General features: G+C 65.5%; 25 protein-coding genes, 1 tRNA gene and 1 pseudogene. 8 read left to right on the plus strand and 19 right to left on the minus strand.

The window, feature by feature from the left end; genetic code table 11:
* Window positions 1–96 precede the first annotated feature (96 nt).
* Both rpoB and FBY33_RS19395 read right to left on the minus strand, forming a co-directional pair.
* Window positions 97–3,606, minus strand: a complete 3,510-nt coding sequence (gene rpoB / locus FBY33_RS19390) for a DNA-directed RNA polymerase subunit beta (protein ID WP_018769127.1) — start codon at window positions 3,604–3,606, stop codon at window positions 97–99.
* Between the two features lie 323 nt (window positions 3,607–3,929).
* Complete coding sequence (locus FBY33_RS19395) at window positions 3,930–4,421, minus strand: hypothetical protein (RefSeq protein ID WP_235010615.1); 492 nt, start codon at window positions 4,419–4,421, stop codon at window positions 3,930–3,932.
* A 234-nt stretch (window positions 4,422–4,655) separates the two neighbouring features.
* Here FBY33_RS19395 and FBY33_RS19400 point away from each other — a divergent pair, with 234 nt between their 5' ends.
* Window positions 4,656–5,855: an acetyl-CoA C-acetyltransferase gene (locus tag FBY33_RS19400; protein WP_142032022.1), complete on the plus strand. Its 1,200-nt coding sequence runs from the start codon at window positions 4,656–4,658 to the stop codon at window positions 5,853–5,855.
* On the plus strand, window positions 5,855–6,352 hold the full coding sequence (locus tag FBY33_RS19405) for an aminoacyl-tRNA deacylase (protein WP_142032024.1): 498 nt from the start codon (window positions 5,855–5,857) through the stop codon (window positions 6,350–6,352). Before FBY33_RS19400 ends, FBY33_RS19405 begins: the two co-directional genes overlap by 1 nt.
* 90 nt (window positions 6,353–6,442) lie before the next feature.
* Here the strand turns inward: FBY33_RS19405 and rplL are convergent, their stop codons facing one another.
* From rplL to FBY33_RS19450, 9 genes and pseudogenes are all read right to left on the minus strand, one after another.
* A complete protein-coding gene (gene rplL / locus FBY33_RS19410) occupies window positions 6,443–6,817 on the minus strand; it encodes a 50S ribosomal protein L7/L12 (RefSeq protein WP_139029946.1) in 375 nt (124 codons plus the stop codon).
* A gap of 77 nt (window positions 6,818–6,894) precedes the next feature.
* Window positions 6,895–7,476, minus strand: coding sequence for a 50S ribosomal protein L10 (rplJ, locus tag FBY33_RS19415; protein WP_018769122.1), 582 nt, complete (start codon window positions 7,474–7,476; stop codon window positions 6,895–6,897).
* 297 nt (window positions 7,477–7,773) lie between these two features.
* Complete coding sequence (locus FBY33_RS19420) at window positions 7,774–8,892, minus strand: GNAT family N-acetyltransferase (protein WP_142032026.1); 1,119 nt, start codon at window positions 8,890–8,892, stop codon at window positions 7,774–7,776.
* Window positions 8,893–8,899: 7 nt separating this feature from the next.
* Window positions 8,900–9,125, minus strand: a pseudogene (locus tag FBY33_RS19425) (GNAT family N-acetyltransferase); the annotation flags it as partial.
* 138 nt (window positions 9,126–9,263) lie between these two features.
* Window positions 9,264–9,971, minus strand: a complete 708-nt coding sequence (rplA, locus tag FBY33_RS19430; RefSeq protein WP_056334219.1) for a 50S ribosomal protein L1 — start codon at window positions 9,969–9,971, stop codon at window positions 9,264–9,266.
* 178 nt (window positions 9,972–10,149) lie between these two features.
* A complete protein-coding gene (gene rplK / locus FBY33_RS19435; protein WP_003803853.1) occupies window positions 10,150–10,581 on the minus strand; it encodes a 50S ribosomal protein L11 in 432 nt (143 codons plus the stop codon).
* Between the two features lie 128 nt (window positions 10,582–10,709).
* Window positions 10,710–11,528: a transcription termination/antitermination protein NusG gene (gene nusG / locus FBY33_RS19440; protein ID WP_056334217.1), complete on the minus strand. Its 819-nt coding sequence runs from the start codon at window positions 11,526–11,528 to the stop codon at window positions 10,710–10,712.
* Between the two features lie 115 nt (window positions 11,529–11,643).
* A complete protein-coding gene (secE, locus tag FBY33_RS19445; protein ID WP_056388913.1) occupies window positions 11,644–11,928 on the minus strand; it encodes a preprotein translocase subunit SecE in 285 nt (94 codons plus the stop codon).
* An 82-nt stretch (window positions 11,929–12,010) separates the two neighbouring features.
* Window positions 12,011–12,083, minus strand: a tRNA-Trp gene (locus FBY33_RS19450).
* Between the two features lie 276 nt (window positions 12,084–12,359).
* Here FBY33_RS19450 and FBY33_RS19455 point away from each other — a divergent pair.
* On the plus strand, window positions 12,360–13,577 hold the full coding sequence (locus FBY33_RS19455) for a pyridoxal phosphate-dependent aminotransferase (protein ID WP_142032028.1): 1,218 nt from the start codon (window positions 12,360–12,362) through the stop codon (window positions 13,575–13,577).
* A gap of 81 nt (window positions 13,578–13,658) precedes the next feature.
* On the opposite strand, the gene FBY33_RS19460 is transcribed toward FBY33_RS19455, so the two are convergent.
* Together FBY33_RS19460 and FBY33_RS19465 are read right to left on the minus strand one after the other, a co-directional pair.
* Entirely contained in the window at window positions 13,659–14,348 is a 690-nt protein-coding gene (locus FBY33_RS19460; RefSeq protein WP_142032031.1) for a LuxR C-terminal-related transcriptional regulator, read from the minus strand.
* Window positions 14,345–15,709: an ATP-binding protein gene (locus tag FBY33_RS19465; protein WP_142032033.1), complete on the minus strand. Its 1,365-nt coding sequence runs from the start codon at window positions 15,707–15,709 to the stop codon at window positions 14,345–14,347. The genes FBY33_RS19460 and FBY33_RS19465 overlap by 4 nt, the downstream gene beginning before the upstream one ends.
* 125 nt (window positions 15,710–15,834) lie before the next feature.
* On the opposite strand from FBY33_RS19465, the gene FBY33_RS19470 reads away from it, so the two are divergent.
* The 5 genes from FBY33_RS19470 (at window position 15,835) to FBY33_RS19490 (ending at window position 20,000) form a co-directional block, all read left to right on the plus strand.
* Window positions 15,835–17,487: a PspC domain-containing protein gene (locus FBY33_RS19470; RefSeq protein WP_142032035.1), complete on the plus strand. Its 1,653-nt coding sequence runs from the start codon at window positions 15,835–15,837 to the stop codon at window positions 17,485–17,487.
* A gap of 1 nt (window position 17,488) precedes the next feature.
* Window positions 17,489–17,746 (plus strand): hypothetical protein, encoded by a 258-nt coding sequence (locus FBY33_RS19475; RefSeq protein WP_142032037.1) that lies wholly within the window; start codon window positions 17,489–17,491, stop codon window positions 17,744–17,746.
* A 3-nt stretch (window positions 17,747–17,749) separates the two neighbouring features.
* On the plus strand, window positions 17,750–18,001 hold the full coding sequence (locus FBY33_RS19480; protein WP_142032039.1) for a PspC domain-containing protein: 252 nt from the start codon (window positions 17,750–17,752) through the stop codon (window positions 17,999–18,001).
* 229 nt (window positions 18,002–18,230) lie between these two features.
* Window positions 18,231–19,256, plus strand: coding sequence for an ATP-dependent 6-phosphofructokinase (locus FBY33_RS19485; RefSeq protein ID WP_142032041.1), 1,026 nt, complete (start codon window positions 18,231–18,233; stop codon window positions 19,254–19,256).
* A 27-nt stretch (window positions 19,257–19,283) separates the two neighbouring features.
* A complete protein-coding gene (locus FBY33_RS19490) occupies window positions 19,284–20,000 on the plus strand; it encodes a GNAT family N-acetyltransferase (RefSeq protein WP_142032043.1) in 717 nt (238 codons plus the stop codon).
* Here FBY33_RS19490 and FBY33_RS19495 read toward each other — a convergent pair.
* From FBY33_RS19495 to FBY33_RS19520, 6 genes are all read right to left on the minus strand, one after another.
* A complete protein-coding gene (locus tag FBY33_RS19495) occupies window positions 19,962–21,485 on the minus strand; it encodes a DHA2 family efflux MFS transporter permease subunit (protein ID WP_142032045.1) in 1,524 nt (507 codons plus the stop codon). The genes FBY33_RS19490 and FBY33_RS19495 overlap by 39 nt on opposite strands.
* Window positions 21,486–21,533: 48 nt before the next feature.
* Entirely contained in the window at window positions 21,534–21,965 is a 432-nt protein-coding gene (locus tag FBY33_RS19500) for an ankyrin repeat domain-containing protein (protein ID WP_142032047.1), read from the minus strand.
* Window positions 21,965–23,047, minus strand: coding sequence for a CAF17-like 4Fe-4S cluster assembly/insertion protein YgfZ (gene ygfZ, locus FBY33_RS19505; RefSeq protein WP_200831425.1), 1,083 nt, complete (start codon window positions 23,045–23,047; stop codon window positions 21,965–21,967). The genes FBY33_RS19500 and ygfZ overlap by 1 nt, the downstream gene beginning before the upstream one ends.
* Window positions 23,048–23,069: 22 nt before the next feature.
* Window positions 23,070–23,804 (minus strand): flavodoxin family protein, encoded by a 735-nt coding sequence (locus FBY33_RS19510; protein ID WP_142032049.1) that lies wholly within the window; start codon window positions 23,802–23,804, stop codon window positions 23,070–23,072.
* Between the two features lie 36 nt (window positions 23,805–23,840).
* Window positions 23,841–24,449, minus strand: coding sequence for an FABP family protein (locus FBY33_RS19515; protein ID WP_056334169.1), 609 nt, complete (start codon window positions 24,447–24,449; stop codon window positions 23,841–23,843).
* Between the two features lie 173 nt (window positions 24,450–24,622).
* On the minus strand, window positions 24,623–25,390 hold the full coding sequence (locus tag FBY33_RS19520; RefSeq protein WP_142032051.1) for a permease: 768 nt from the start codon (window positions 25,388–25,390) through the stop codon (window positions 24,623–24,625).
* Window positions 25,391–25,674 lie beyond the last annotated feature (284 nt).

Consider the following 25,674-nt stretch of genomic DNA (forward strand, 5'->3'; position numbering starts at 1 on the left):
TGTTCTCTCTTGTTCTCTAAATTCTGAAGTCTTAGGTGCGGGATGAGGGAGGGGGCGTACGACGGCGGGTGGTCACCCGCCGTCGTCAACCGCCTGCTAGACCTCTTCTACGGAGCTGGGCTCTGCACGAGACAGATCGATGCCCAGTTCCTCCGCAGCCGTGAAGACTGCGTCATCAGAGTCACGCATTTCAATTGTGGTTCCGTCCGTGGAAAGTACTTCCACGTTCAGGCACAGCGACTGCATTTCCTTGATCAAGACCTTGAAGGATTCGGGAACGCCCGGCTCGGGGATGTTCTCGCCCTTGACGATCGCTTCGTAGACCTTCACACGGCCGTGGATGTCATCCGACTTGATCGTGAGGAGTTCCTGGAGGGTGTAGGCGGCGCCGTATGCTTCGAGCGCCCACACTTCCATTTCACCGAAGCGCTGGCCACCGAACTGTGCCTTACCACCCAGCGGCTGCTGGGTGATCATGGAGTACGGGCCGGTGGAGCGTGCGTGGATCTTGTCGTCCACCAGGTGGTGGAGCTTCAGGATGTACATGTAGCCGACCGAGATCGGATCCGGGAACGGCTCGCCGGAGCGGCCGTCAAACAGGCGGGTCTTGCCGGAGGAGTTGATCAGGCGCTCACCATCGCGGGTCACGTTGGTGGAGTCCAGCAGGCCCGTGATTTCCTCTTCGCGGGCACCGTCGAACACCGGCGTTGCAACAGTGGTGGGACCACTCTCGCGCGGCAGGTTCGGCAGCTGCTTGACCCACTCGGGCTCGCCTTCGATCTTCCAACCGGTCTTGGCAACCCAGCCAAGGTGGGTTTCGAGCACCTGGCCCACGTTCATACGGCCCGGAACACCCAGCGGGTTCAGGACGATGTCAACGGGGGTGCCGTCGGCAAGGAAGGGCATGTCCTCGACGGGGAGGATCTTGGAGATAACACCCTTGTTGCCGTGGCGGCCGGCGAGCTTGTCGCCGTCGGTGATCTTGCGCTTGGCGGCCACGTAGACGCGGACCAACTGGTTCACGCCCGGGGGCAGCTCGTCGTCGTTGTCGCGGTCGAAGACGCGCACGCCGATAACGGTGCCGGACTCGCCGTGGGGCACCTTCAGGGAGGTGTCGCGGACTTCGCGGGACTTCTCGCCGAAGATGGCGCGCAGCAGGCGCTCTTCCGGGGTCAGTTCGGTTTCACCCTTCGGGGTGACCTTTCCAACCAGGATGTCCCCTGCTTCAACCTCGGCACCGATGTGGATGATGCCGCGCTCGTCCAGGCCGGCCAGGACTTCCTCGGACACGTTGGGGATGTCACGGGTGATTTCCTCGGCACCAAGCTTGGTGTCGCGGGCATCGATCTCGTGCTCCTCAATGTGGATGGAGGAAAGGACGTCCTCGGCAACGATGCGCTGCGAGAGGATGATGGCGTCCTCGAAGTTGTGGCCTTCCCATGACATGAATGCCACGAGCAGGTTCTTGCCCAGTGCGAGTTCACCCTGGTCCGTTGCCGGGCCGTCGGCGATGATGCCGCCAACTTCCAGGCGCTGGCCTTCGTTCACCAGGACGCGGTGGTTGTAGCAGTTGCCCTGGTTGGAGCGGGCGAACTTGTTGATGCGGTAGTTGGTCTCGGTGCCATCGTCGTTGAGCATGATGACGAGCTCGGCGGAAACCTCGGTGACCACACCGGCCTTCTTGGCGATGACAACGTCACCGGCGTCGACGGCGGCGGCGCGCTCCATGCCGGTGCCCACGAACGGAGCCTCGGAACGGACCAGCGGCACAGCCTGGCGCTGCATGTTGGCACCCATGAGTGCGCGGTTGGCGTCGTCGTGCTCCAGGAACGGGATCAGGGCGGTAGCCACGGACACCATCTGGCGCGGGGAGACGTCCATGAACTCGACATCCGCAGCGGGAACGAGGACGGGCTCGCCTCCACCACCACGTGCACGCACCAGGACGGTGTCTTCAGCGAACTTGTTGTTCTCGTCCAGCGGCGCGTTGGCCTGGGCGATCAGGACCTCAGCCTCGTCGTCGGCCGTGAGGTACTGGACGTCGTCGGACACGACGCCGTCCTTGACCAGGCGGTACGGGGTCTCGATGAAGCCGAACGGGTTGATGCGTCCGTAGGATGCCAGCGAACCGATCAGACCAATGTTGGGGCCTTCAGGGGTTTCGATGGGGCACATACGTCCGTAGTGGGACGGGTGCACGTCACGGACTTCCATGCCGGCACGGTCACGGGACAGACCACCCGGGCCAAGGGCCGACAGGCGGCGCTTGTGGGTCAGGCCCGAGAGCGGGTTGTTCTGGTCCATGAACTGCGACAGCTGGGAGGTTCCGAAGAACTCCTTGATGGCTGCAACCACGGGGCGGATGTTGATCAGGGTCTGCGGCGTGATGGCCTCGACGTCCTGGGTGGTCATACGCTCGCGGACAACGCGCTCCATGCGGGACAGGCCGGTGCGGACCTGGTTCTCGATGAGCTCGCCGACGGCGCGGATGCGGCGGTTGCCGAAGTGGTCGATGTCGTCGATCTCGACGCGCAGGTCCACTTCCTGGCCATCGCGGGTGCCCTTGATGGTCTTCTCGCCGGCGTGCAGCGCGACGAGGAACTTGATCATGGCCACGATGTCTTCAACGTGCAGGACTGAGGCTTCCTTGTCGCCAAGGGAGCGGTCGATGCCCAGCTTGCGGTTGATCTTGTAACGGCCAACCTTGGCCAGATCGTAGCGCTTGGAGTTGAAGTACAGGTTGTCCAACAGGGACTGGGCAGCCTCGACGGTGGGCGGCTCGCCCGGACGCAGCTTGCGGTAGATGTCCAGCAGGGCGTCTTCGCGGGTTTCGGTGGCGTCCTTCTCCAGGGTTGCCCGCATGGAGTCGTACTGGCCGAACTCTTCGAGGATCTGGCCTTCGGTCCAGCCGAGGGCCTTCAGCAGCACGGTGACGGACTGCTTGCGCTTGCGGTCGAGGCGGACACCGACCTGGTCACGCTTGTCGATCTCGAGCTCGAACCAGGCACCGCGGGACGGGATGATCTTCGCCGTGAAGATGTCCTTGTCGCTGGTCTTGTCGGCGGCGCGCTCGAAGTAGGCGCCCGGCGAACGGACCAGCTGGGAGACGACGACACGCTCGGTGCCGTTGACGACGAAGGTGCCCTTCTCGGTCATCAGCGGGAAGTCACCCATGAACACGGTCTGCTGCTTGATTTCGCCCGTGTTGTTGTTCATGAACTCGGCCTTGACGTACAGCGGAGCCGAGTACGTTGCGTCCCGGTCCTTGCACTCGGCCATGGTGTACTTGGGGTCAGCGAACTCCGGATCGGAGAAGCTCAGGGACATGGTGCCCTGGAAATCCTCGATCGGGGAGATCTCTTCGAAGATGTCCGACAGGCCGGACGTGGTGGCGACGCTGAGATCGTTTTCTTCGACAGCCTTTGCCACGCGTGCCTGCCAGCGCTCGTTGCCGACCAGCCAGTCAAAGCTGTCCGTCTGCAGGGCAAGCAGATTCGGAACGTCAAGAGGTTCGTGAATCTTTGCGAATGAGAGCCGGCGAGTGGCACCATCAGTGCTGTCGGCAGTGTTAGCGGTTTCGTTATTAGAGGTGCTCGAGGCGACCAAGAGGGATCCTTCCACAGACCTTCAGGCGTTTTCAGATCTCCCCCGCTGTGCACCCTGCGGAGTGACTCCGCAGCGCTACCATCCGGTTCCGCTATATGACCCGGGGCCTGAACTGACTATGCTGTGACCGTTGTTACGGCACGTTGATTGCCAGCTGCCAGGCAAAGCCCACCGCTATATGAAGGCTGAAGGTAAACAGGGAAGACGCAAATATCTACGATACGGCAAAACAACCTACGTGTCTACCCCACTTCCGGCCGGATTGCAAGCACTTGATTTCGGGGACTTCCGCAGCAGCCTCCCGGCTCCTGCGCTTTCGCCTGCTAGAGCCGCAGCGTTACACCCTCGGCCGTGCAGGCCGCGGAGTTTGCGAAGACAGCGTCCCGGACCGCGTCCTGGGATTCCCGGGCCGGCTTGCCGCCGGACTCCGCAGTGGCTGAATGGTGGATGGCCAGCAGGCCCAGGGAGGCGAACAGGCCCTGCAGATCCCCGGTGACCCTGTCCTTGGCGTCCTGGGCCTTCAGGTAGACGTCCTCATAGCCCTTGGAGTCGGTGGGTGAAACTGCGGCGTAATCCACCACGAGTTTGTTGAAGAGTTCGCAGGCTTCCCGGGTTCCGGCTGCCTTGGCGCCCTGGCTTGCGGCGCCGCCGCCGGCCGCGGGGCTGCTGCCGGCGGCGTCCCGGGTTGACGGCGGGGACGCCGTCGTCTCGATCGATTCTGCCGGTGCCGGCGTGGACACCGAGCAGCTGGCCAGCACGCCGCCTGTCAGTGCGGCCGTGGCCGCGACGACCCCTGCGGTACACGTCTTCTTCACGTTTTCGCTCCGTCCGTCCCGGCCGCGGACCTTGTGTCCCCCTGCAAAGCGCTCCCCTGCAAAGCCTCGCCGTCCACCCTACGCAAGCGGCCGCCGTCGTGCCTAACCGCGGCGGTGGGGACCTCTCCCCCGCCCTCAGGAATGCACATAGCGGTTTCAGCGTTTGAATAGATGGGTGACCAGGCTCACGATAGCCTTGGTGGCAACACCGGAACCGGATTGAAAGTGAAAACCATGGGCAACTCTCCTGACAGCAATGACGTTGTCATCCTTGGGGCAGCGCGGACTCCGCAGGGCCGGATCAACGGCCAACTCTCCAGCCTCACAGCAGTGGACCTCGGCGCCCACGCCATCAGGGCCGCCCTGGAATCCAGCGGCGTGGACGCCGGTGACGTGGAGGCCGTGATCATGGGCCAGGTGCTGCAGGCAGGTGCGGGGCAGAATCCCGCGCGGCAGAGCGCCGTCGGCGCCGGCATCGGATGGAACGTTCCCTCGGTGACGGTCAACAAGGTGTGCCTGTCCGGCCTGACTGCGGTGATCGACGCCGCGCGGATGATCCGCGCCGGCGAGGCCGCCGTGGTGGTGGCAGGCGGCCAGGAATCCATGAGCCGCGCGCCGCACCTGCTCCCGGGTTCCCGCCAGGGGTGGACGTACGGCTCCATCCAGGCGCTGGACGCTGCCGCCCACGACGGGCTGACCGACGCCTTTGACGGAGAGTCCATGGGCCTGTCCACCGAGACCCGCAACCTCACGCTGGGCATCGACCGCACCTCCCAGGACAATGTTGCGGCCCAGTCCCACCAGCGCGCGGCGCTGGCGGCAAAGAACGGAACATTCGACGGCGAGATCGCACCTATCAGCGTCAAGCAGCGTAAAGGTGAGCCCTTGGTGGTGGATACCGATGAAGGGGTCCGCCCCAATACGTCGGTGGAGTCACTGGCGGGCCTGCGGGCTGCCTTTGTTACCGACGGGACCATCACCGCCGGCAACTCCTCTCCCTTGTCCGACGGCGCAGCCGCCCTGGTGCTCGCATCCCGCGGCTATGCGGAGGAGCACGGGCTGGAGTACCTGGCCGTAGTGGGAAAGTCGGGGCAGGTGGCAGGCCCTGACAACTCCCTGCATTCCCAGCCTTCAAACGCCATCATGAACGCCCTGGGCAAGGCCGGGTGGAGCACTGCGGACCTGGATTTCATCGAGATCAACGAGGCCTTTGGCTCCGTGGCCGTGCAGTCCCTCAAGGACCTGGACTACTCCTTGGAGAAGTGCAACATCCACGGCGGAGCCATCGCACTGGGGCACCCCATTGGGGCATCGGGAGCACGGCTGGCGGCCCACGCCGCCCATGAGCTGAAACGGCGCGGAACGGGCAAAGCTGCGGTATCCCTCTGCGGCGGGGGCGGGCAGGGCGAAGCCCTCCTGCTCTACCGCGACTGATGGCGGCCCCAACCCGAAACGGGACGGACGGCGTCGGACGGGAACGCTTCCTGGCCGACGCCGCGGCCCGCGGCCTGCAGGTTGAGGTGGTGGAGCGCCCCGCGGCGAAAAGCCTCGAAGAGGCCGCGGGCATCCTGGGCATCAGCCCGGCTGACATCGTCAAGTCCCTGGTGGTCAAGCACAAGGACGGCACCTTCCTGTTCGCCCTGATCCCGGGCGACCGGCAGATCTCCTGGCCCAAGCTCCGGGCCCTGGTGGGAGTCAACAAGCTGTCCCTCCCGCCCGCGGACACCGCCCTGGAGGCCACCGGTTACGAACGGGGCACCATCACACCGTTGGGGAGCACCATTTCCTGGCCGGTCTATGCCGACGCCACCATCACCGGACGCCGGATCTCCATGGGAGCCGGCGCCCATGGCTACAGCGCCTTCGTCGACGCCGACGCCCTGACCCAAGCATTGGACGCCGTCGTAGCGGACATCAGCGACCCCGCCTAAAGCGAGAGCACCTGCGAAAGCACGAAAGCCGTTAAAAGCAGGAAACCCCGCCCACCGAAGTGGACGGGGTTTCCGAAGGAAAAGGCGTTGTTACTTGAGGGTAACGGTGGCGCCTGCAGCCTCGAGCTGCTCCTTGGCCTTCTCGGCAGCTTCCTTGGTGGCGCCTTCGAGAACAGCCTTCGGTGCGCTGTCAACCAGGTCCTTGGCTTCCTTGAGGCCGAGGGAGGTGATGGCGCGAACTTCCTTGATGACTGCGATCTTCTTGTCACCGGCAGCTTCGAGGACGACGTCGAAGTCAGTCTTCTCTTCAACCTCTTCAGCAGCAGCGCCGGCGGGGCCAGCAACTGCAACAGCAGCGGCGGTAACTTCGAAGGTCTCTTCGAAGAGCTTGACGAACTCGGAGAGCTCGATGATGGTCAGTTCCTTGAAAGCTTCAATGAGCTCTTCGTTGCTGAGCTTCGCCATGGTAGGCGTCCTTCCTGTTGTGGTGTCCGAACGGCGCGTGGCCGGACGGGCACCGGAGTCTGGTGGGGGTAAGAGAATTAGTTCTCTTCGGCAGCGGGAGCTTCAGCGGCAGCTTCAGCTTCAGCGGCAGGGGCTTCTTCAGCGGCGGGCGCTTCGGCAGCTGCCGGTGCACCGTTCTCTTCTTCAAGCTTGAGGCGCAGTGCGTCGATGATGCGTGCGGCTGCGGCAGCGGGGGCCTTGAGGACACCTGCAACCTTGGCGAGCTGCAGCTCACGGGACTCGAGGGCAGCAAGTGCGGCAACCTCGGTGGCGTCCAGCGCCTTGCCCTCGAAGTAACCGGTCTTGATGACCAGCTGCTTGTTGGCCTTGGCAAAATCCGTCAGGCTCTTGGCAGCGGCAACTGCGTCACCCTTGATGAACGCGATTGCAGTGGGGCCGGCAAGCTGGCCGTCGAATGCTTCGACGCCGGCTTCCTTGGCTGCAATGGCGGTCAGGGTGTTCTTGACGACCGCGAACTTGGTGTCCTGGCCGAGAGAAACACGCAGCTGCTTGAGCTGTGCAACGGTGAGCCCGCGGTATTCGGTCAGGACAGCGGCGTTCGATTCCTTGAAATCGTTAGTGATCTCAGCTACTGCTGAAACCTTGGTAGGCGTTGCCATAACCCTCCTTCCGGGGATAGTGCCGGTATTCGACGGTCCCCGCTCAAGAGAGCTAAAACTAAAAACGCCCCGCGCAGATGCACGGGGCTTGGCTCAACACGGCTGTACCGTGGAACTTTGCTTCGTTCACCTGCGCTGGCCGCCCTGCGTTGAGGGTCCTTCGTCCGGAAAGCCACTGTGGTCTCCAGCGCACAACTACAGAGTTGAGCCATGTTCAGGAGAGTGGATTTCCAACAACCGACGGTCTTTGGTACTCCCAGCTTACGCGAGGCGTTGCCCCTCCACCAAATCGGGCACTCAGCTGGTGCTGGTACGCAGCGTGGGAAGCTCTTTTTGCCAGATCCCGGTCACGCCGGCCGTTTGGAATCCGAGTTGCCGGTTGACGGTCAGAAGGTAGCGGTTCTCCGGGGCGTTCCAGGTGTAAATGATGCGCGCGTCCGGGAACTGCTCACTGAGCCGCTCCATGTTGGCCACCTTGATCAGCAGGCCCAGTTTGTTGCCGCGGTGTTCCTGCAGCACCAGGGTATCGTCCTGGAACACGACGTCGGCGCGGTGCGCCAGCACCGTGATGGTGGTCAGGCCCACCAGCGCTCCCGTGGCGATGTGCTCGACGGCGGTGACCACCGTTCTGCGGCCCTGCGCGATGGCGACGTCCTCCGCTTCCCGCAACAGACCGCCGTCGAACACCATCTCCTGCTCAACGGGCGCGTCCAGCGACGGGTCAAGTTCTGCCCCCGCCTGGTTTTCCAGCACGGCAACGGCCTCCAGCCAGCGTTCCGGGCAGCGGTCGGTCCAGTGGTGCAGCCGGTACCGTCCATTGTTCGCTTCATCGGCCTCTGCCTGGAGGTCGGCCACGAGCTTGGTATCCAGGGGCAGCAGGCAGGAACTGAACTGTTCAATGTGCTGAAGCGTGTATCCGGTCTTCTGGGCGAACTCCACTTCGCGGCTTTCCAGCGGCACGAACCCCTGGCCGGAGCCGGGGACCAGCTGGGCTTTTTCAAACTCGTGCAGGGATGCGCCGGGATGGTTGGTGTCCACCAGGATCATGGTGCGGCCTTCCCCCCTGGCCAGCTGTTCGGCGGCCTCGAGGAGCCGCCGGCCCACGCCCTGCCGCTGAAACTCGGGCAGGATGTCCAAGGTGAGCTCGGCGAGGTCCAGGTGGTCTGTCAGCGGCAGCGCAATGTCGACCGTTCCGACGATGACGCCGTCCACTTTGGCCACGAGGATCAGCTGGCGCTCATAGGGGTCCGCGAACTCGAGCAGCTTCTCCAGCGGACCGTAGGCGAGGTCGTCGCTGCCCCACGTTTGCATCCGCACCTTGCGGCCCACTTCGACGGCGGCGAGGAAGTCCGCTGCGTCGGGGGTGTCCAGTGAGTCGGGGATCCATAGCTGCTCGATCTTTACGTCTATTGCCATTCGGGTATCATCCCAGCCGTTTCTGCCACTCACCTTCATGGCCAGCAGGCCTGAATCCAAGTGCGGTATTTATCGCCAGCATATGCTGGTTTTCGCTGGCATTCCATGTCAGGACCGAGCGCGGCCAGGGGCCACGTTTCCTGGGCGCGGCGGAGGTTGGCCGCCTTGACCAGCATGCCCAGCTGGTGGCCGCGGTGCTCCTCCGCCACCAAAGTGTCCTGCTGGATCAGCGACACCGGCACCAGCGGGCGGTCCATGCAGCCAGCATAGGCAAAGAGGGCGGACAAAGAAGAAGACCGTCCCGGCGCTTATGCGCGGGACGGTCTTCGGTTGCGCCGGAATCAATCCGGTGCAGGAACTTCTGTCAACGACTATGCGTCGGTGAGCACCTTGGTGACGTTGGGGTCAACGGAGATGCCCGGGCCGAACGTGGTGGCCACGGTGGCCTTCTGGATGTAGCGGCCCTTGGAAGCGGACGGCTTGAGGCGAAGGACCTCTTCCAGTGCCGCTGCGTAGTTCTCAGCCAGCTTCACGGCATCGAAGGAAACCTTGCCGATGATGAAGTGCAGGTTGGAGTGCTTGTCGACGCGGAAGTCGATCTTTCCACCCTTGATGTCGTTGACGGCCTTGGTGACGTCGGGGGTCACGGTGCCCGTCTTCGGGTTCGGCATCAGGTTACGCGGACCCAGGACCTTACCGAGGCGGCCAACCTTGCCCATGAGGTCAGGGGTGGCAACGGCGGCGTCGAAGTCGGTCCAGCCGGCGGCGATCTTTTCGATCAGGTCGTCGGAGCCAACGAAGTCGGCGCCGGCTGCGATTGCAGCTTCAGCCTTGTCGCCCGTGGCGAAGACCAGGACGCGGGCGGTCTTACCGGTGCCGTGGGGCAGGTTGACGGTGCCGCGGACCATCTGGTCAGCCTTGCGGGGGTCGACGCCGAGGCGGAAAGCAACCTCAACGGTGGCGTCGAACTTGGACGGGTTGGTGTCCTTGGCCAGCGTTACTGCCTCGAACGGTGCGTAGTGCTTCTCCGCGTCGATCTTGGCGGCTGCTGCCTCATATGCTTTGCTGCGCTTTGCCATGCTGCTTATTTCTCCTTGTGCAGTTGTGGTCTGCGGACCGCGCTGGGCCCTGCCACAGTCGGTGATCCGGTTCGTTATCCGGCCCGGATGACCAACATTTCAATTGTTTGGTGCCGGTGTCCCGGCGGTGCCGCCCGTTGTCGTCAATTACCCTGACGCTGGACAGCGGAAAGGGCTACTAGCCCTCGACGGTGATACCCATGGAGCGGGCGGTGCCGGCGATGATCTTCGCTGCGCCTTCGAGGCTGGTGGCGTTGAGGTCTTCCATCTTGGTGGAGGCGATCTCGTTGACCTGGGCCTGGGTCAGCTTGGCAACCTTGACGGTGTGCGGGGTTGCTGAACCCTTGGCGACGCCTGCAGCCTTCTTGATGAGTTCTGCAGCCGGCGGGGTCTTGGTGATGAACGTGAAGGAACGGTCCTCGTAGACCGTGATTTCCACGGGGATGACGTTTCCGCGCTGGGCTTCCGTCGCAGCGTTGTACGCCTTGCAGAATTCCATGATGTTGACACCGTGCTGGCCAAGCGCAGGACCGATCGGCGGGGCCGGGTTGGCGGCACCTGCCTGGATCTGCAGCTTGATGAGGCCGGTGACCTTCTTCTTGGGAGCCAATGTAGGGTCCTTCTCTCAATAACGTCCTGGGGCACAGGAGCGTGCCTCAGGTTTGTGGCCGCCATGGCAAGGCGGCCGGCCGTTCCGGTGCCGCTAAGCAGGCGGCGCCGGGACGAATTCTAGGAATCTCAGATCTTGGTGACCTGGTTGAACGCCAGGGTGACGGGCGTTTCGCGCTCGAAGATGGAGACCAGCACCACGAGGGTCTGGGACTCGGGCTTGATCTCGGAGATCGTGGCGGGAAGGGTCTCGAAGGGGCCTTCCTTGACGATGACGGACTCGCCGACCTCGAAATCGACGGCCACGGGAGCCTGGTTCTGCTTGTTGACCGGCTTGCCCTTCTCGGCCTGCTCCTCTTCGAAGACAGGGGCGAGCATGGAGAAGACCTCGTCCAGGCGCAGCGGGACCGGGTTGTGGGCGTTGCCCACGAAGCCGGTGACGCCGGGCGTGTGGCGGACGGCGCCCCAGGAAGCGTCGGTCAGGTCCATCCGGACCAGGACGTAGCCGGGGATGCGGACGCGGTTGATCACCTTGCGCTGGGCGTTCTTGATCTCCACGACTTCTTCCATGGGCACCTGGATTTCGAAGATGTAATCTTCCATGTCGAGGGTCTGGATGCGGGTTTCAAGGTTGGCCTTCACCCGGTTTTCGTAACCGGCGTAGGAGTGGATGACGTACCAGTCACCTTCCTGGCGGCGCAGCTTGGCCTTGAACTCCTCTGCGGGGTCCACGGCTGCGGTTGCTGCCGCGGCGGCAAGGGCGTCGGCGGGCTCGTCTTCCCCGTCAGCGTCTGAAGCGTCGCCTTCGGCGGCTTCTGCATCGTCGGAGGCGGCGTCGTCGAATTCGGGCGTGGAGGACTCAACCTCGGACTCTTCACCGGCTTCTGCCGTGACGTCCGGGGATTCTTCCAGCCCCGTCTCGGTTACCTCGAGCTCCTGCTCAGACACTTGGTCTCCTGCTTCCTCATTGCCTAACATGCCTATTTAAATGGCTCAATCCCGCACGCCAACGCATCCCTTCCGGTTTCCCGGGCGAAACACGCGGCCTGCGGACCGTGCAGCCTTAGCTGTCCTTGGGGCCGGTGCCGCCGAAGATCCAGCTGACAGCGGTTCCGAAACCGATGTCCAGCAGGCTGACGATGACCATCATGATGGCCACGAACACCAGCACCACGAGCGTGTAGTTGATCAGTTCCTTGCGGGTGGGGGCAACAACCTTCTTCAGCTCGCCAATAATCTGGCGGACAAAGAGTGCAATGCGGGCGAAGAAGTTTGCCTTGGCTTCCTTCTTAGCTGGGCGGCCCTTGGAGCTGCTGGCAGCTGTTTCGGTCACCTGGTCCTCGCTCATCTTTGCAATGGTGGATTACCCGGCCCTGATCAGAACCATGGTTGCTGCGCCTGCTCCGGGCTTTCGCCCGGAGCAGCTTGCGCAGGGCAGACAGGACTCGAACCTGCAACCTGCGGTTTTGGAGACCGCTGCGCTACCAATTGCGCCACTACCCTATGGAGTGAATTCCACTCTTTGACGACCAGGCACCAGTTTGAACTGGGGCGCACGCCATCATCCGTGTTTCAACACCGGTGAACCAGTCTACGCAAGAACTTCGCGTAGGTAAAACCAGCCTGGCCCGGTCCATCCGAAGTCCGGCCTGAAAGGTGCTGCGCGGGGCAGTCACAAATCAAAACCGGCTCCCCGGAGGGTCCGGTGAACAGCATAGAGTAGAACTCGTCGAATCCCACATTCCAGCCTCCCGGCTGCCTGCGAAGAACGGACCTGCCATGTCTGCCGCCCGCGTTTCCCAACGCATTTCCGCAATTGCCGAATCCGCAACCCTGGCCGTCGACGCCAAGGCCAAGGCGCTGAAGGCAGCCGGCCGGCCCGTTATTGGTTTCGGCGCGGGCGAACCCGACTTCCCCACTCCGGACTACATTGTGCAGGCCGCCATCGAGGCCGCCAGCCAGCCGAAGTACCACCGCTACTCCCCCGCCGGCGGCCTGCCTGAGCTGAAGAAGGCCATTGCCGAGAAGACGCTGCGTGATTCCGGCTACCAGGTGGATCCGTCCCAGGTCCTGGTGACCAACGGCGGCAAGCAGGCCGTGTACAACACCTTCGCCACCCTGGTGGACCCGGGCGACGAAGTCATCGTTCCCACCCCGTTCTGGACCACGTACCCGGAGGCCATCCGGCTCGCCGGCGGCGTCCCCGTGGAGGTTTTCGCCGGACCCGAACAGGACTACCTGGTAACGGTGGAACAGCTCGAAGCAGCCGTGACGGACCGCACCAAGATCCTGCTGTTCGTCTCGCCGTCGAACCCCACCGGCGCCGTCTACTCCCCTGAACAGGTTGCGGAGATCGGCAAGTGGGCCGCCGCCAAGGGCCTGTGGGTGGTCACGGACGAGATCTATGAGCACCTGACCTACGACGGCGTGCCGTTCACGTCAATCGCCACCGCAGCCTCCGAACTGGGCGACAAGGTGGTCATCCTCAACGGCGTCGCCAAGACCTACGCCATGACCGGGTGGCGCGTCGGCTGGATGATCGGCCCGGCAGACGTCATCAAGGCAGCCACCAACCTGCAGTCGCACGCCACCTCCAATGTCTCCAACATCATGCAGATCGCCGCACTCGCCGCGGTGTCCGGTCCGCTAACCGCCGTGGACGACATGAAGGTTGCCTTTGACCGCCGCCGCAAGGCGATCGTCGCCGGCCTGAACGCGATCGACGGGGTGGAATGCCCGACGCCGAAGGGCGCCTTCTACGTGTACGCGGACGTGCGTGCGCTGCTGGGCAAGGAGTTCCCGACGGCGTCCGGCACCGCAAGGCCGCAGACCTCCGCCGAGCTGGCCTCGCTCATCCTTGACGAGGTTGAGGTGGCAGTGGTTCCGGGCGAAGCCTTTGGCCCCTCCGGCTACCTGCGCCTCTCCTATGCGCTTGGCGATGAAGACCTCGCCACGGGCGTCCAGCGCCTGCAGGACTTCCTGGGCAAGGCCCAGTAGGCGCCCCAAATACCTGATGCTCCATCACTTTTGGTCCCTAAAAAGCTTTTTAGGAACCGAAAGTGATGGAGCATCCCTGGTTTAAAGGAGGCGGCGCTCGGCGGCCCACTTGGTCAGTTCATGGCGGCTTGAGAGCTGGAGCTTGCGCAGCACTGCTGAAACGTGGGTCTCCACCGTCTTGATGCTGATGAAGAGCTCCTTGGCCACCTCCTTGTAGCTGTAGCCCCGGGCAATGAGGCGCATGACCTCGAGCTCACGGGCGGAGAGCCTGTCCAGCTCGTCGTCGGCAATATCCGCGGGAGCGGTGCCGAAAGCGTCCAGGACGAACCCGGCAAGGCGCGGGGAGAAGACGGCGTCGCCGCCAGCCACACGGAACACGGCGTCGGTGATCTCGGCCCCGGAGATGGTCTTGGTGACGTAGCCGCGGGCGCCGGCGCGGATCACGGCCACCACATCCTCTGCCGCGTCGGAGACGCTTAAGGCCAGGAAGCGGGTGGTGGCAAGGAGTGCGGCGGAGCCCGCGATGACCTCCCGCCCGCCGCCGCCCAGTCCGCCGGGAAGGTGGACATCCAGGAGGACGACGTCGGGGCGCTGCTGGGCGATCACGGCGATGGCCTGTTCAACAGTGGCAGCCTCACCCACCACCTGAATGCTGGAATCCAGGTCCGCTTTGAGTCCGGACCGGAAGATGGCGTGATCATCCACAATGACAACCCGCACGGAGTTGGCCGGGCGGGCACCTCCGGCACCTGTCCCCTGGGTGGTGTTCATGATTTTCCTTCCGCATGTTCTGCTGCGGCCGGCAGCCTCAGGCGGACCTCGGTGCCGTCGCCCGTGCTGAGGATGGCCGCCGAGCCGCCGTGCCGTTTCATCCTGCCGATGATTGATTCCCTGATGCCAAGCCGGTCCGCCGGGACATCCCCCAGCTGGAAACCGGGCCCCCTGTCCTTGATGAAGATCTCCGCCTGGCCCTCCGATGCTTCAAGGTAGACGGACACCGTTCCGCCGCCGTGCCGCGAGGCGTTGAGCATGGCCTCCCGGCTTGCCTGGACCAGGGACTCGTGTGCCTCGGTCATGGCGGCATCACCAACCGTGACTACTTCAACGGGATTGCCAAGCAGGTCTTCCACCTCGGCGGCAACAGCCTTGAGCCGGTCTGAAAGCTGTCCGCTTTCGCGGCCGGGATCCTGGAACAGCCAGCCGCGCAGCTCGCGTTCCTGGGCACGGGCAAGCCGGACGACGTCATGCTCATTGCCCGCGCGCCGCTGGATCAACGCGAGTGTCTGCAGCACGGAATCGTGCAGGTGGGCAGCAATTTCCGCCCGTTCCGTCTCCCGGATCCTGCCGGCCCGTTCAGTTTCCAGGTCCCGCCAAAACTTCAGCGCCCACGGCAGCAGGACCAGCACCACGCCGCCCAGGACCGCCACGGAAGCCAGCAGGGCCAGCCATGTCTGTTCCCAGGAGCCCGAGCCGGACACCATCACCAGGACCCCGGCCACCACCAGCGCCAGTCCCGCAGCGAGCCTGCCCCACCCGCCTGCCTGGTCCGCTTTGGTCTTGTCCAACAGCCCGGCGCGCCGGGTTTCATCCAGCTGCATCCAGGCTATCGACGCGCCGCCCAGCACGGCTGCGGCAGGGATCAGCGTCCCCAGGGACACATCCACGCCCAGCAGCTGGGCGATCATGATGCCGGCCACCAGCAGGAGCCCGCAGCCGAGCAGGATCTCCTTGCCGTACCGCATCCCGCGCACCCGGAACCAGGGGGAATCCGTGACCGCCGCGTTTGACGCAGCGGGTCCTGAGGCACCTGCGGATGTTCCGCCGTCGGACGGTGTTTCCTTCATCGGCTGGCCGTGCAACGGCTGGCCCTGCGCGGGCTGGCTAACGGCGGGAGCAATGGGCGACGCCGGCCGGCGGGCGTTGCGCCGCGCGGCCTCATCTGCGGTGGGCACCATGATCCAGAGCCAGGCGTAGAAGACCAGGCCGGCCCCTCCTGCGAACGCGGCTAGGACCATGCCCACCCGGACATTCCGGACCGGCCAGCCCAGGTGCGCGGCGAGGCCGGAGCACACCCCGGCGATGACGCGGTCGCTGCTCCGCGCCAGGGGCGGGCGCACCGGGAGCGTTGTCATGGATCAATCCAAACACGGATCAGGGTTGCCCGGACCGCATCCTGCCGCATACCGGGGACGGGTCAGGGGCCGTTCAGGGTTTCCCCCAGTAGAGCGGCGAAGGGGCCGGACGGGAGGATCGAGGTATGAACTCGCAGACTCCCTCCCCTGACGACGAACACCCTTCCGGGGCCTTCCCCGGTTCTGACAGCGAGCGGCCCACCCAGCCGCTGCCGTCCCCCTCCGCAACGCCTTCGGACCCAGCGTCCGGTCCAGACAGCGGCTCCAGCACGATCCCGGGCACAGATTCCAGCACAGGCCCTGCGGCCGGCCCGGGCGCTGGTCCGGGCGTTGGTCCCGCTGATCCAGCGCAGGGCTATGCCTTCCCCGGCAGCGCCACCGCCCCAACTCCTTCCACCGACTTCTTCGGCTGGATCCGCAGCAACGGCATCTACCGCGGCAACGACCGCTGGATCGGCGGCGTCTGCAGCGGGATCGCCCACCGCCTGAACGTGGACCCGATCATCATCCGCGGCGTCTTCATTGTCCTGACGCTCCTGGCCGGCATCGGCGTGTTCCTGTACGGCCTGGCATGGGCCTTCCTCCCGGAACCGGACGGGCGGATCCACGTCCAGGAAGCCGGCGCCGGGCGCTGGTCCAGCGGCATGACGGGCTCCCTGATCGCCACCGTTCTGGGGCTCACCGGGCTGGGCGGCGGCTTCTGGGGCTGGAGCCATAACGGCCTGGGCGGACTGCTCTGGACCGTCTTCTGGGTGGGCGGCGCGATCTACCTGGTCTACTACCTCTCCCAGCGCAATAAAGCGCACCCTACGATGGCCGGCCACACGGCCACGGCCCCCGGTCCGGCCCACCCGGCGGGACGTCCAGGCGTGGATTACACCTCCGGGGAATACACCTCATCATTCTCTGCAGGCACGGGCGCAGGCGCCGCCCCGGCGTCCGGCCCGGGCTTCCCCGCGGTACCCCGCTACAGCGGCGGCACCACCGGCGCACCCGGTACCGGAACCTACGGCCAAGGGGCCTCGGGCGTTCCAGTCGGGGGCCCTGGCAGCGGGGTCCCCGGTGGACCTGGCGCAGGCGGGCCCGGCAACGGAGTCCCCGGCGGCAGCAGCTACCCCGCACCGTGGGTTCCACCGCGGCCGCAAAAGCCCCGCCCCGCCGGTCCCGGCGCCCCAGCCGTCGCCATCGCAACCGGCTCTGCCCTGCTGGTGGGCGGCGGCCTCAAGGCGCTCGACGCTGCAAACATCATCGACCTCGGCGGCTCCGCAAACGCCATTGTGTGGGCCAGTGCGGCCGCAATCCTGGGCCTGGGCATCCTGCTGGCGGGCTTCCGCGGCCGGACCTCCGGCGTCCTGAGCCTCTTTGCCGTGATCGCGCTGGTAACCGGCGGCATCTACAACACGCTGGACGACGGCCGGATGCGTTTCCAGCAGGTGGACTGGAACCCGGCCAGCATCGAGGAGGCGCGCGGCGGCATCGACATCACCGCCGGGCGGGGAACCGTGGACCTCACGGACCTCTCCCCGACCGCCCAGCTGACATCCGACGTCGTGGTTCCCCTGGACATCACCGCCAGCAACGTAACCGTGGTGATCCCGCAAAACGTGCCCGTCGATATCAAGGCGGACATGACCATGGGAAACCTTAACGAGGCAACCGGCCAGCGCGGCGGCACCACCACCCGCGAAAGCAGCTACAACGCGGACAAGCCCGGCAACCACCTGGTGGTACGCATTGACGGCACGTTCAGCAACGTCACAATCCAGGAAGGCAACTGACATGGACACCAGCAACATTCCGACGACGGCGGGCCGGGACAGCACCGGAACGGCGCCTCCCAGGGTGGGGACGGTGGTGTGGGGACTGATCGTCCTGGCGCTGGCCGCCCTGATCATCGTGGCGCAGCTGGGCATCGTGACCCTCAACGGCACCTACGTCCTGATCGGGCTCATGATCGGCGCAGGCGTAGCCCTGGTGGTTGGCGGCCTGCTCTCAGCCCGAAAACGTGACAACGAACCAACGACAGGGAAGTCTTGAACCATGGATAAGTTCTTCAGCATCGTCAGGGGCCTCGGCCTGCAGCGCGGACCGGAGCGGTGGCTCGGCGGAGTCTGCGGCGGCATAGCTGCCAAGCTCAATGTGGACGTTGCCTTTGTCCGCATCGCCTTCCTGCTCTTCGCCCTGCTGCCAGGCCCGGCATTCGTCTTCTACCTCCTGGCCTGGGTGATCCTCCCGGACCAGCGGAACGACATCGTCCTCCAGACGTTCCTGGACCGGCGGTCGCTCAACTGACCACCACTGACCAGCACCACTGGCCCGGCCCACCGGCCAGGGCCCAAGGCTCCTGATTTCGCGGACAATCCGCGAAATCAGGGGCCTTTCCCATGCCCGGGCTGTCCCTGCCGTGGGCGCCACCCCATGTAACCGGTTTGTGTCGTACCCCACACACCCCACTACACTTCTAGGTGAGCTCAGCGTGGCGCTCTGCCTGTAAACCTTCTCTCCAGGATTTGAGCCGAACATGAAAATTGGAATCCTCACCAGCGGTGGCGACTGCCCCGGATTGAACGCCGTGATCCGCGGCGCCGTGCTGAAAGGCATCGCCGTCCATGGCCAGGAATTCGTCGGATTCCGCGACGGCTGGCGCGGCGTGGTGGAGGGCGACATCATCGACATCCCCCGCACCATGGTCCGCGGCATCGCCAAGCAGGGCGGCACCATCCTGGGCACCTCCCGCACCAACCCCTTCGAAAACGGCGGTGGCCCGGACGCCATCAAGGCGCACATGGACCGGCTGGGCATCGACGCCATCATCGCGATCGGCGGTGAGGGAACCCTGGCAGCCGCCAAGCGGCTGACAGACGCCGGACTCAAGATCGTGGGTGTCCCCAAGACCGTTGACAACGACCTTGACGCCACCGACTACACCTTCGGGTTCGATACCGCCGTGCAGATCGCCACCGAAGCGATCGACCGGCTCCGGACCACCGGCGAATCCCACCACCGCTGCATGATCGCCGAAGTGATGGGCCGGCACGTGGGCTGGATCGCCCTGCACGCCGGCATGGCCGCAGGCGCGCACGCCATCCTTATCCCGGAGCAGAAGGTCAGCATCGAGCAGATCACCGAATGGGTGAACGAGGCCCACGCCCGTGGCCGCGCGCCCCTGGTGGTGGTGGCCGAAGGCTTCGTTCCGGAGCACATGGAAAGCCCCCACTCTGAGCGTGGCCTGGACACCTTCGGCCGCCCCCGCCTTGGCGGCATCGCGGACCAGCTGGCCCCGGAGCTGGAGGCCCGGACCGGCATCGAAACCCGCGCCACCATCCTGGGCCACATCCAGCGCGGCGGTGTCCCTTCTGCCTTCGACCGGGTCCTTGCCACCCGGCTGGGCATGGCTGCCATCGATTCCGTGGTGGAGGGTTACTGGGGCACCATGGTGGCATTGAAGGGCACGGACATCCGGCACGTCGCCTTCGAGGAGGCACTGGGCCAGCTGAAGACCGTCCCGCAGAACCGCTACGACGAAGCCGCGGTCCTGTTCGGCTAAGCCACCGCGCCGCCCTAGGCTGGGACCATGACACTCGATCCCGGTTCAGCGGCCATCATCCAGCTGGCGTGGGCGCGCCGGCTGGGCCTTGACGACGACGCATTCGGTGACGCCCTGGCTTCGGGCGAACGGATTGTCCGCGCTGACGAATCCGCCCGGACGGTTGAGTTCGTCCGGTTGTTCGGAAGTTCCGCGCTGGTGGCCCCCCAGAACGTCATTGACGCAGCAACGGACATCCCTGACGAGGAGATGGCGCAGCACGTCACGCTGCTGAAACTGACCAGGGACCAGGGCGGCCACGGACTCGGTGCTGCCGCCCTGTTCTTCGCCGACGACTTGCCGCTTCAGCAGCCCTCCGAGGAGCTGACGGTTTCGCACGGGAACCCTGAGGCCATCGAGCTGGAGGGCCGCTGCCCGCCGGATGACGTCAACGAAGTGGGGCTCTCCGACCTCGAAAACCGGTACACCATCGTGCACGATGTGGACGGCCGGCGGGTGCCCTTGGCCTGCGGGGCCTACGGGGAATGGGAAGGCCTGCTGGCCAACATGGGGGTGCTGGTGGATCCTGAGTGGCGCCGCCGGGGCCTGGGCTCGCTGGCAGGCTCGATCGCGGCCCATGAGGCCCTGGCCGCCGGGCTGACGCTGCAGTGGCGGGCGGACGTCAGCAACACCGGCTGCCTGGCCCTGGCCAGGCAGCTTGGCCTCTCAGCCGGCGGAATCCAGACCAGCGTCCACCTTCGCTGACGCCCGGCCCTGCCCCTCCGTTCCCCAGCCCTGGACCGGCTGCGGCTTGGCAAAGAACAGCGCCACCGCAGCCCCCACCAGGATCACTCCGGCGGGCAGCAGGATGGACTGGCCCATCGCCGTCGAGAATCCTGCATGAAGGAACTCCGGCAGCGAGCCACCCATTGCCAGCCCTTCCCCGGCAGCTCCGCCGGTCCCGCCCGACGGAAGCTCAGCGGCAAGCCGGGACTGGATCAGCACGGCAATGGCGGCACTTCCCAGGACCGCACCGATCTGCCGGGTGGTGTTGTAGACGCCCGAACCGGCCCCTGCCTGGCGCGGCGGCAGGTTCCTGGTGGCCGTTGTGCTGAGCGGGGCCCAGATGCCGGCGTTGGCGAAGCCCAGGACGGCGCTGGGCAGCAGGAACAGCAGGATGGGCGTATCCGGCTGCATCAGGGCCGAGTTCCACAGCAGTGCCACCGCCATGAGCACCAGCCCGGTGGCGGTGATGTATTTCGGGTTGACCCGGTCCACCAGCTTGCCCACCACGGGCGCCAGCCCGCCGGAGATCAGGGCCATGGGCACCATCATCAGGGCGGACTGCGTGGGGGTGAGGCCCCGGACCAGCTGGTAGTAGAAGATGAGCGGCAGGCTGAAGGCGGTCACGGTGAAGCCCACGGTGGTGATTCCGATGTTGGCCAGGGAGAAGTTGCGGTCCCGGAACAGTCCCAGCGGCAGGAGCGGCTCGCCCTTGTTGAACCGCTGCCACAGGACGAAGCCGATCAGCACCACGATGCCGGCGATGATCAGGCCCCACACGCTGATGGGCCCCGTGATGGTGCCCCAGTTGTAGGTCTCGCCCTCCTGGATCCCGAACACCAGCAGGAAGAGCCCGACGGCGCTCAGCAGCACGCCGGGAATGTCGAACTTGTGCGGGTGGGTGCTCAGGGCCGGAACGTTGCGCAGCGCAAGGATGAAGCCAACGACGCCGATGGGCACGTTGATGAAGAAGATCCACTCCCAGCCAAGGCCGTCCACCAGGACCCCGCCCAGGATGGGTCCCACAAGTGTTGCCATCCCGGCCGTGGCGCCCCAGACGGCCATGGCTGATCCGCGGCGGTCCGGCGGGAAGATCCGGGTGATCACGGCCATGGTCTGGGGAGTCATCATCGCGGCGCCAAGGCCCTGGAGGACGCGGGCGGCAATGAGGATCCGGACGTCGCCTGAGAATCCGCACCACAGCGAGGCGAGGGTGAAGACCACCAGGCCGGAGAGGTAGAGCTTCTTGGGCCCGAACCTGTCGCCCAGCCTGCCGGTGATGAGCAGGGGGACGGCGTAGGCCAGCAGGTAGGCGCTGGTCACCCAGATCACCGAGTTGATGTCGGCGTCCAGGCCCTCCATGATGCGGGGGTTGGCCACGGACACGATTGTGGTGTCGATCAGGATCATGAAGAACCCGATCACCAGGGACCACAGTGCCGGCCAGGGCTTTGCTACGTTTTCCACTCGGTCTTCCTTCAGGAGTTTTTTGTGCCGGGCGGAACCCGGGTGAAGCTAGCCCAGCAGGTCCAGGATCTCCGTGCGGGCGAACATTTGCGCTGCGGCCCGTGCCGACGGCGAACCGGCATCCGGATCCGCGCCGGCGCCGAGCAGGACGCGGGCCACGTCCGTGTAGCCCTTGAAGGCCGCGCCGGCCAGCGGGGTTTGGCCCCGGTCGTTGGCGGTGTTGGGGTCGGCACCGTGCTGCAGGAGCAGCCCAACGGTGCCGGCGTGGCCGTGGTAGGCGGCCAGCATGACCAGGGAGTCACCGGCGGAGTTGGTCAGCGCGGCGGGAACCCCGGCGTCCAGGTAGGCACCCAGCAGCGCGTCGCTTCCTTCCCGTGCAGCCTGGAAAAGCGTTTGCGCCAAAGCCAGCGCGTCGTCGTCGTACCCTTCCGCTGCCTGCGCCCCAAGGCCGGCAGGGGTGGTCCCGGTGTGTTCGGTCATCAGCGTGGCCCTTTCAGGAATCCGGTCTGGCGCCCCACCACCTGGCCGGCGTCCGGGGCGACAATGAGTTCCTGGACGGCAGGATACGGCTCATCGCCGTCCAGGACCGTCAGTATCTCAGCCGGCGCCACGGAACGCTTTATGACTGCCAGGGCCACGGGCCCCATCTCGTAGTGCTGGGCCACCGAGGTCACCGTTCCCACCTTGCGCTCCCCCGCAAGGACCGGGCTTCCGGCCGCGGGGAGGGTGTGCTGCGAACCGTCCAGCTGCAGGAAGACGAGCCGGCGGGGCGGGTGGCCGAGGTTGTGGACGCGGGCGATGGTTTCCTGGCCTTTGTAGCAGCCCTTGGCCAGGTGCACGGCGGTGCGGAGCAGGTCCAGTTCGTGCGGGATGGTCTTGTCATCCGTCTCGGCGCCGATCCGGGGGCGCCACGCGGCAATCCGCAGGGCCTCGGCGGCGAGCACGCCGGCCAGCGCGTGCCCGGAAACTGCGTCCTCCAATTCGGCGGCGGGAATGAGGTACTCGAACCACGGACGCTCCAGCCCCGGATGTTTCTCCTCGGGGACGACGGCGTAGGAGTATCCGCCGACGGACACGTGCGGCCATGGGTCCTGCCAGGCTAGGCGGCCGGACCACTCGGGGACGGCCCGGGTGCTGCCCACGACGGCCCAGTCTGCCGAGACGTCGGCGATTTCCACCCGGAGCATGAATTTCATCCGGTTGAGGTACTCAGCCAGCGGCGCTGCCTCGGCGGCCTCGACGATCAGCCAGGTGGTCCCGCCGTCGTCAACGACCCGGGCGTCAAAGTCGATGCGGCCCTGGACACTCAGGAGCAGCAGTTCGCTGGACTCCCCCGGCTTCAGCGCCGCCACCTGTTGCGAGGACAGGGTATTGAGCCAGCTCAGCCGATCCGGCCCGGTGACGGTGACCACGCCGCGGTGGGAAAGGTCGACGACGGCGGTTCCGGCAGCGAGTGCGCGCTGCTCGCGCAGGGGCTCGCCGTAGTGGGCGGCGACTCCTGCGTCAGGGCCGCCGGCCTCGACGGCGCCGGGGCGCGACAGCAAAGGGCTCGGGGTAGTCATATGAAGTAGAAGTCCTCGCAGGCTAACGGTATTCCGGGTTTTCGAAATCGAAATGGGTTCCGGCGTTCCATTCGTTGGGCAGGTTGCCGTAGGCGGGGTATCCGCCCGCATTCTTCAGGATCTTTGCCAGGTGCAGGAGGTTCCAGGTCATGAAGGTGGTGTTGCGGTTGGTGAAATCGCTTTCGGGGCCGCCGGAGCCCTCATCCAGGTAACTCGGGCCGGGGCCAACCGGGCCGATCCAGCCGGCGTCGGCCTGCGGCGGGATGCTGAAGCCGATGTGCTGCAGGCTGTAGAGGACGTTCATGGAACAGTGCTTGATGCCGTCCTCGTTGCCGGTGATCAGGCAGCCGCCCACCTTGGGATAGAACGCCCACTGCCCATTGCTGTTCAGCTCGCCGGAATGGGCGTAGAGGCGCTCAATGAGTTTCTTGGTCTGGGACGAGTTGTCGCCCAGCCAGATGGGGCCCGCCACCACCACGATGTCGGCCTCCTGGACGGCGGGATAGAGCGCCGGCCATTCGTCGGTGGCCCATCCGTGCTGGGTCATGTCAGGGTAGACACCGCTGGCAATGTCGTGGTCCACGGTGCGGATCACCGTGGTGCTGACACCCTGTTTTTCCATGATGCCGCGGCTGATGGCGATCAGGCCGTCCGTGTTGGACGTCTGCGGCGACTTCTTCAGGGTGCCGTTAAAGAAGACGGCTTTGAGTCCGCCGTAGCCGCCGGGCTTCCCCGCTTGTTCCGTGCCGTCTTCCACGAGGAGCCCTTTCCAGGTCAGGAGACTCTTGCTGTGTCAGGAGACTCTGTGCAGGAACGCGGAGGCGTGGGCTTCGAGGCCGCTGCCGCCCTCTCCCCCTGTTGCCACGTCCCACCGCCACAGCAGGTTGCCGTCCACCAGGCCGAAGATCCGGGTGGCCGCGCTGTACTCCTTGGAGTGGCTGCCACGCATCACCATGTCGGTGGTCAACTGGATCTGTGGGCCCTTGATCTGGCCGTAGTACAGCTCCGTGATTCCGCCGGGGTGGGCGATGGACACCGAGATGTCGAAGCCGCCGTCCTTGTTGCGCAGCGCTTCGACTTCGTCGGCGCTCTTCAGCACCGGGACGATGTCGGCCGGCACCAGGCCGGGGCCGCCGTCGGCATCCAGCTGCTTGCGCTCCAGCGCCCAGAAGCCGGTCTCAACGGTGAGCGGCCGCAGGCGCGTGCCCTCGTCGTCGGTCAACCAGCTTTCGGCCCGGTACTGGAGGTACGGCAGGCCGTTGTGGGTGAAGGAGACGTGCTGCAGGAAGTGTTCCGAGTCCTCGTCGCCGCTGCCCAGCCGGCCGCGGCCCTCCCACTCACCAATGAGCCATGAAAGGGGGACGAGTTCAGGGGTCAGATCTGTAGGAATCTCAATGGGCATTGGTATTACCTCGAGATACGGCTGGCTCCGGAAAGGGGGTGGCTACTTCTGGCCCTTGAAGAGGCGGTAGACCACGAAACCGGCGAACCAGGCCATGGACAGGCTCGCGATGCCGAGCAGGACAAGGAAGAAGATTTCAAAAGCAAGTACGGACATGGTGCCATCCTAACCCGTTAGTAGATGAGTAGTTTGTCTATGAAGTACGCAAGGGATCCCACCGCAGAAACCGGGGCAAGGCCCATGCTCAGGGCGGCAGGAAAATTCAGCGGAGCGCCGCGGAGCGTGGCCAGCCTGCGGAAACTTGCCAGGACTGCGCCCACCACCACCCCGAAGACGGCGGCGGGCAGGACGGCGATGTCCGACAGGACCAGTCCCGCCAGCGGCCCGGCCAGGCCGGCGAGCACAATGCCCAGCGGCGCAATGATGCTGTCCGGCCAGCGGATGAGGCCGGCGAGCAGGGCCACAGCCGCGCTGACGGCCGCCACCAGCAGCATCTCGCGGACGCCGTTGAACCGGGCACCGGCAACCCAGCCTGCTCCAAGGCAGGACAGCAGGACGCCGGCGCAGCAGCCGAGCGTGGACTCCAGCCGTTGGGCCTGGCCCGTGCCGCGGACCAGCTGCACCACGAAGACCGCCATCATTCCCAGTGCCACGAGGGCCGGCGTCCAGTCCAGGTAGCCCGGAGCCGGTGTCACCCCGGCGGCCACCGCAGCGCCCGCACCCGGAAGGGCGATGACGGCGGCGAGGGTCTTCTTGGCGGGGATGCGCAGGAAGTGCGGCCACCCGATGCCCACCGCGGCGGCAATGAGGATGCCGACGGCGACGAGCGCAACAGGAGACGCATACAACCCGGCGATGATGGCGATGAGGCCCGCGATCCCAATGACGCCGATGGTCCACGAACCAAGCGAACGCACGGGTGCCTGCAGTTCCGCCGTCATGCGGGGCCCGGCCTGTGGTTCGTCGGTGCACTCACTGCGCTGTTTTCCCATCCTGGCGTCGGCCGGAAGGCTGGTCCGCCCCCTCGTGGCAGGGCTGGTCCGCCCTGCTTCAATCCTGCCTTATGTGAACCGCATATGTCGCAAAACGTGCCTGTCCGCGGCCTGAATCTGTGGTCTGGAGGAGGCCGCCGGGTATACTCAAGGTTCAGCTACGCTCCCTGCTGAGGTGGCTGGCCGGCGGCGTGCTGACGGCTGGGAACCTCGTGCAGGAAGCCCGTACCGGC

It is taken from the genome of Arthrobacter sp. SLBN-112, assembly GCF_006715225.1.
Classification (GTDB): Bacteria; Actinomycetota; Actinomycetes; order Actinomycetales; family Micrococcaceae; genus Arthrobacter.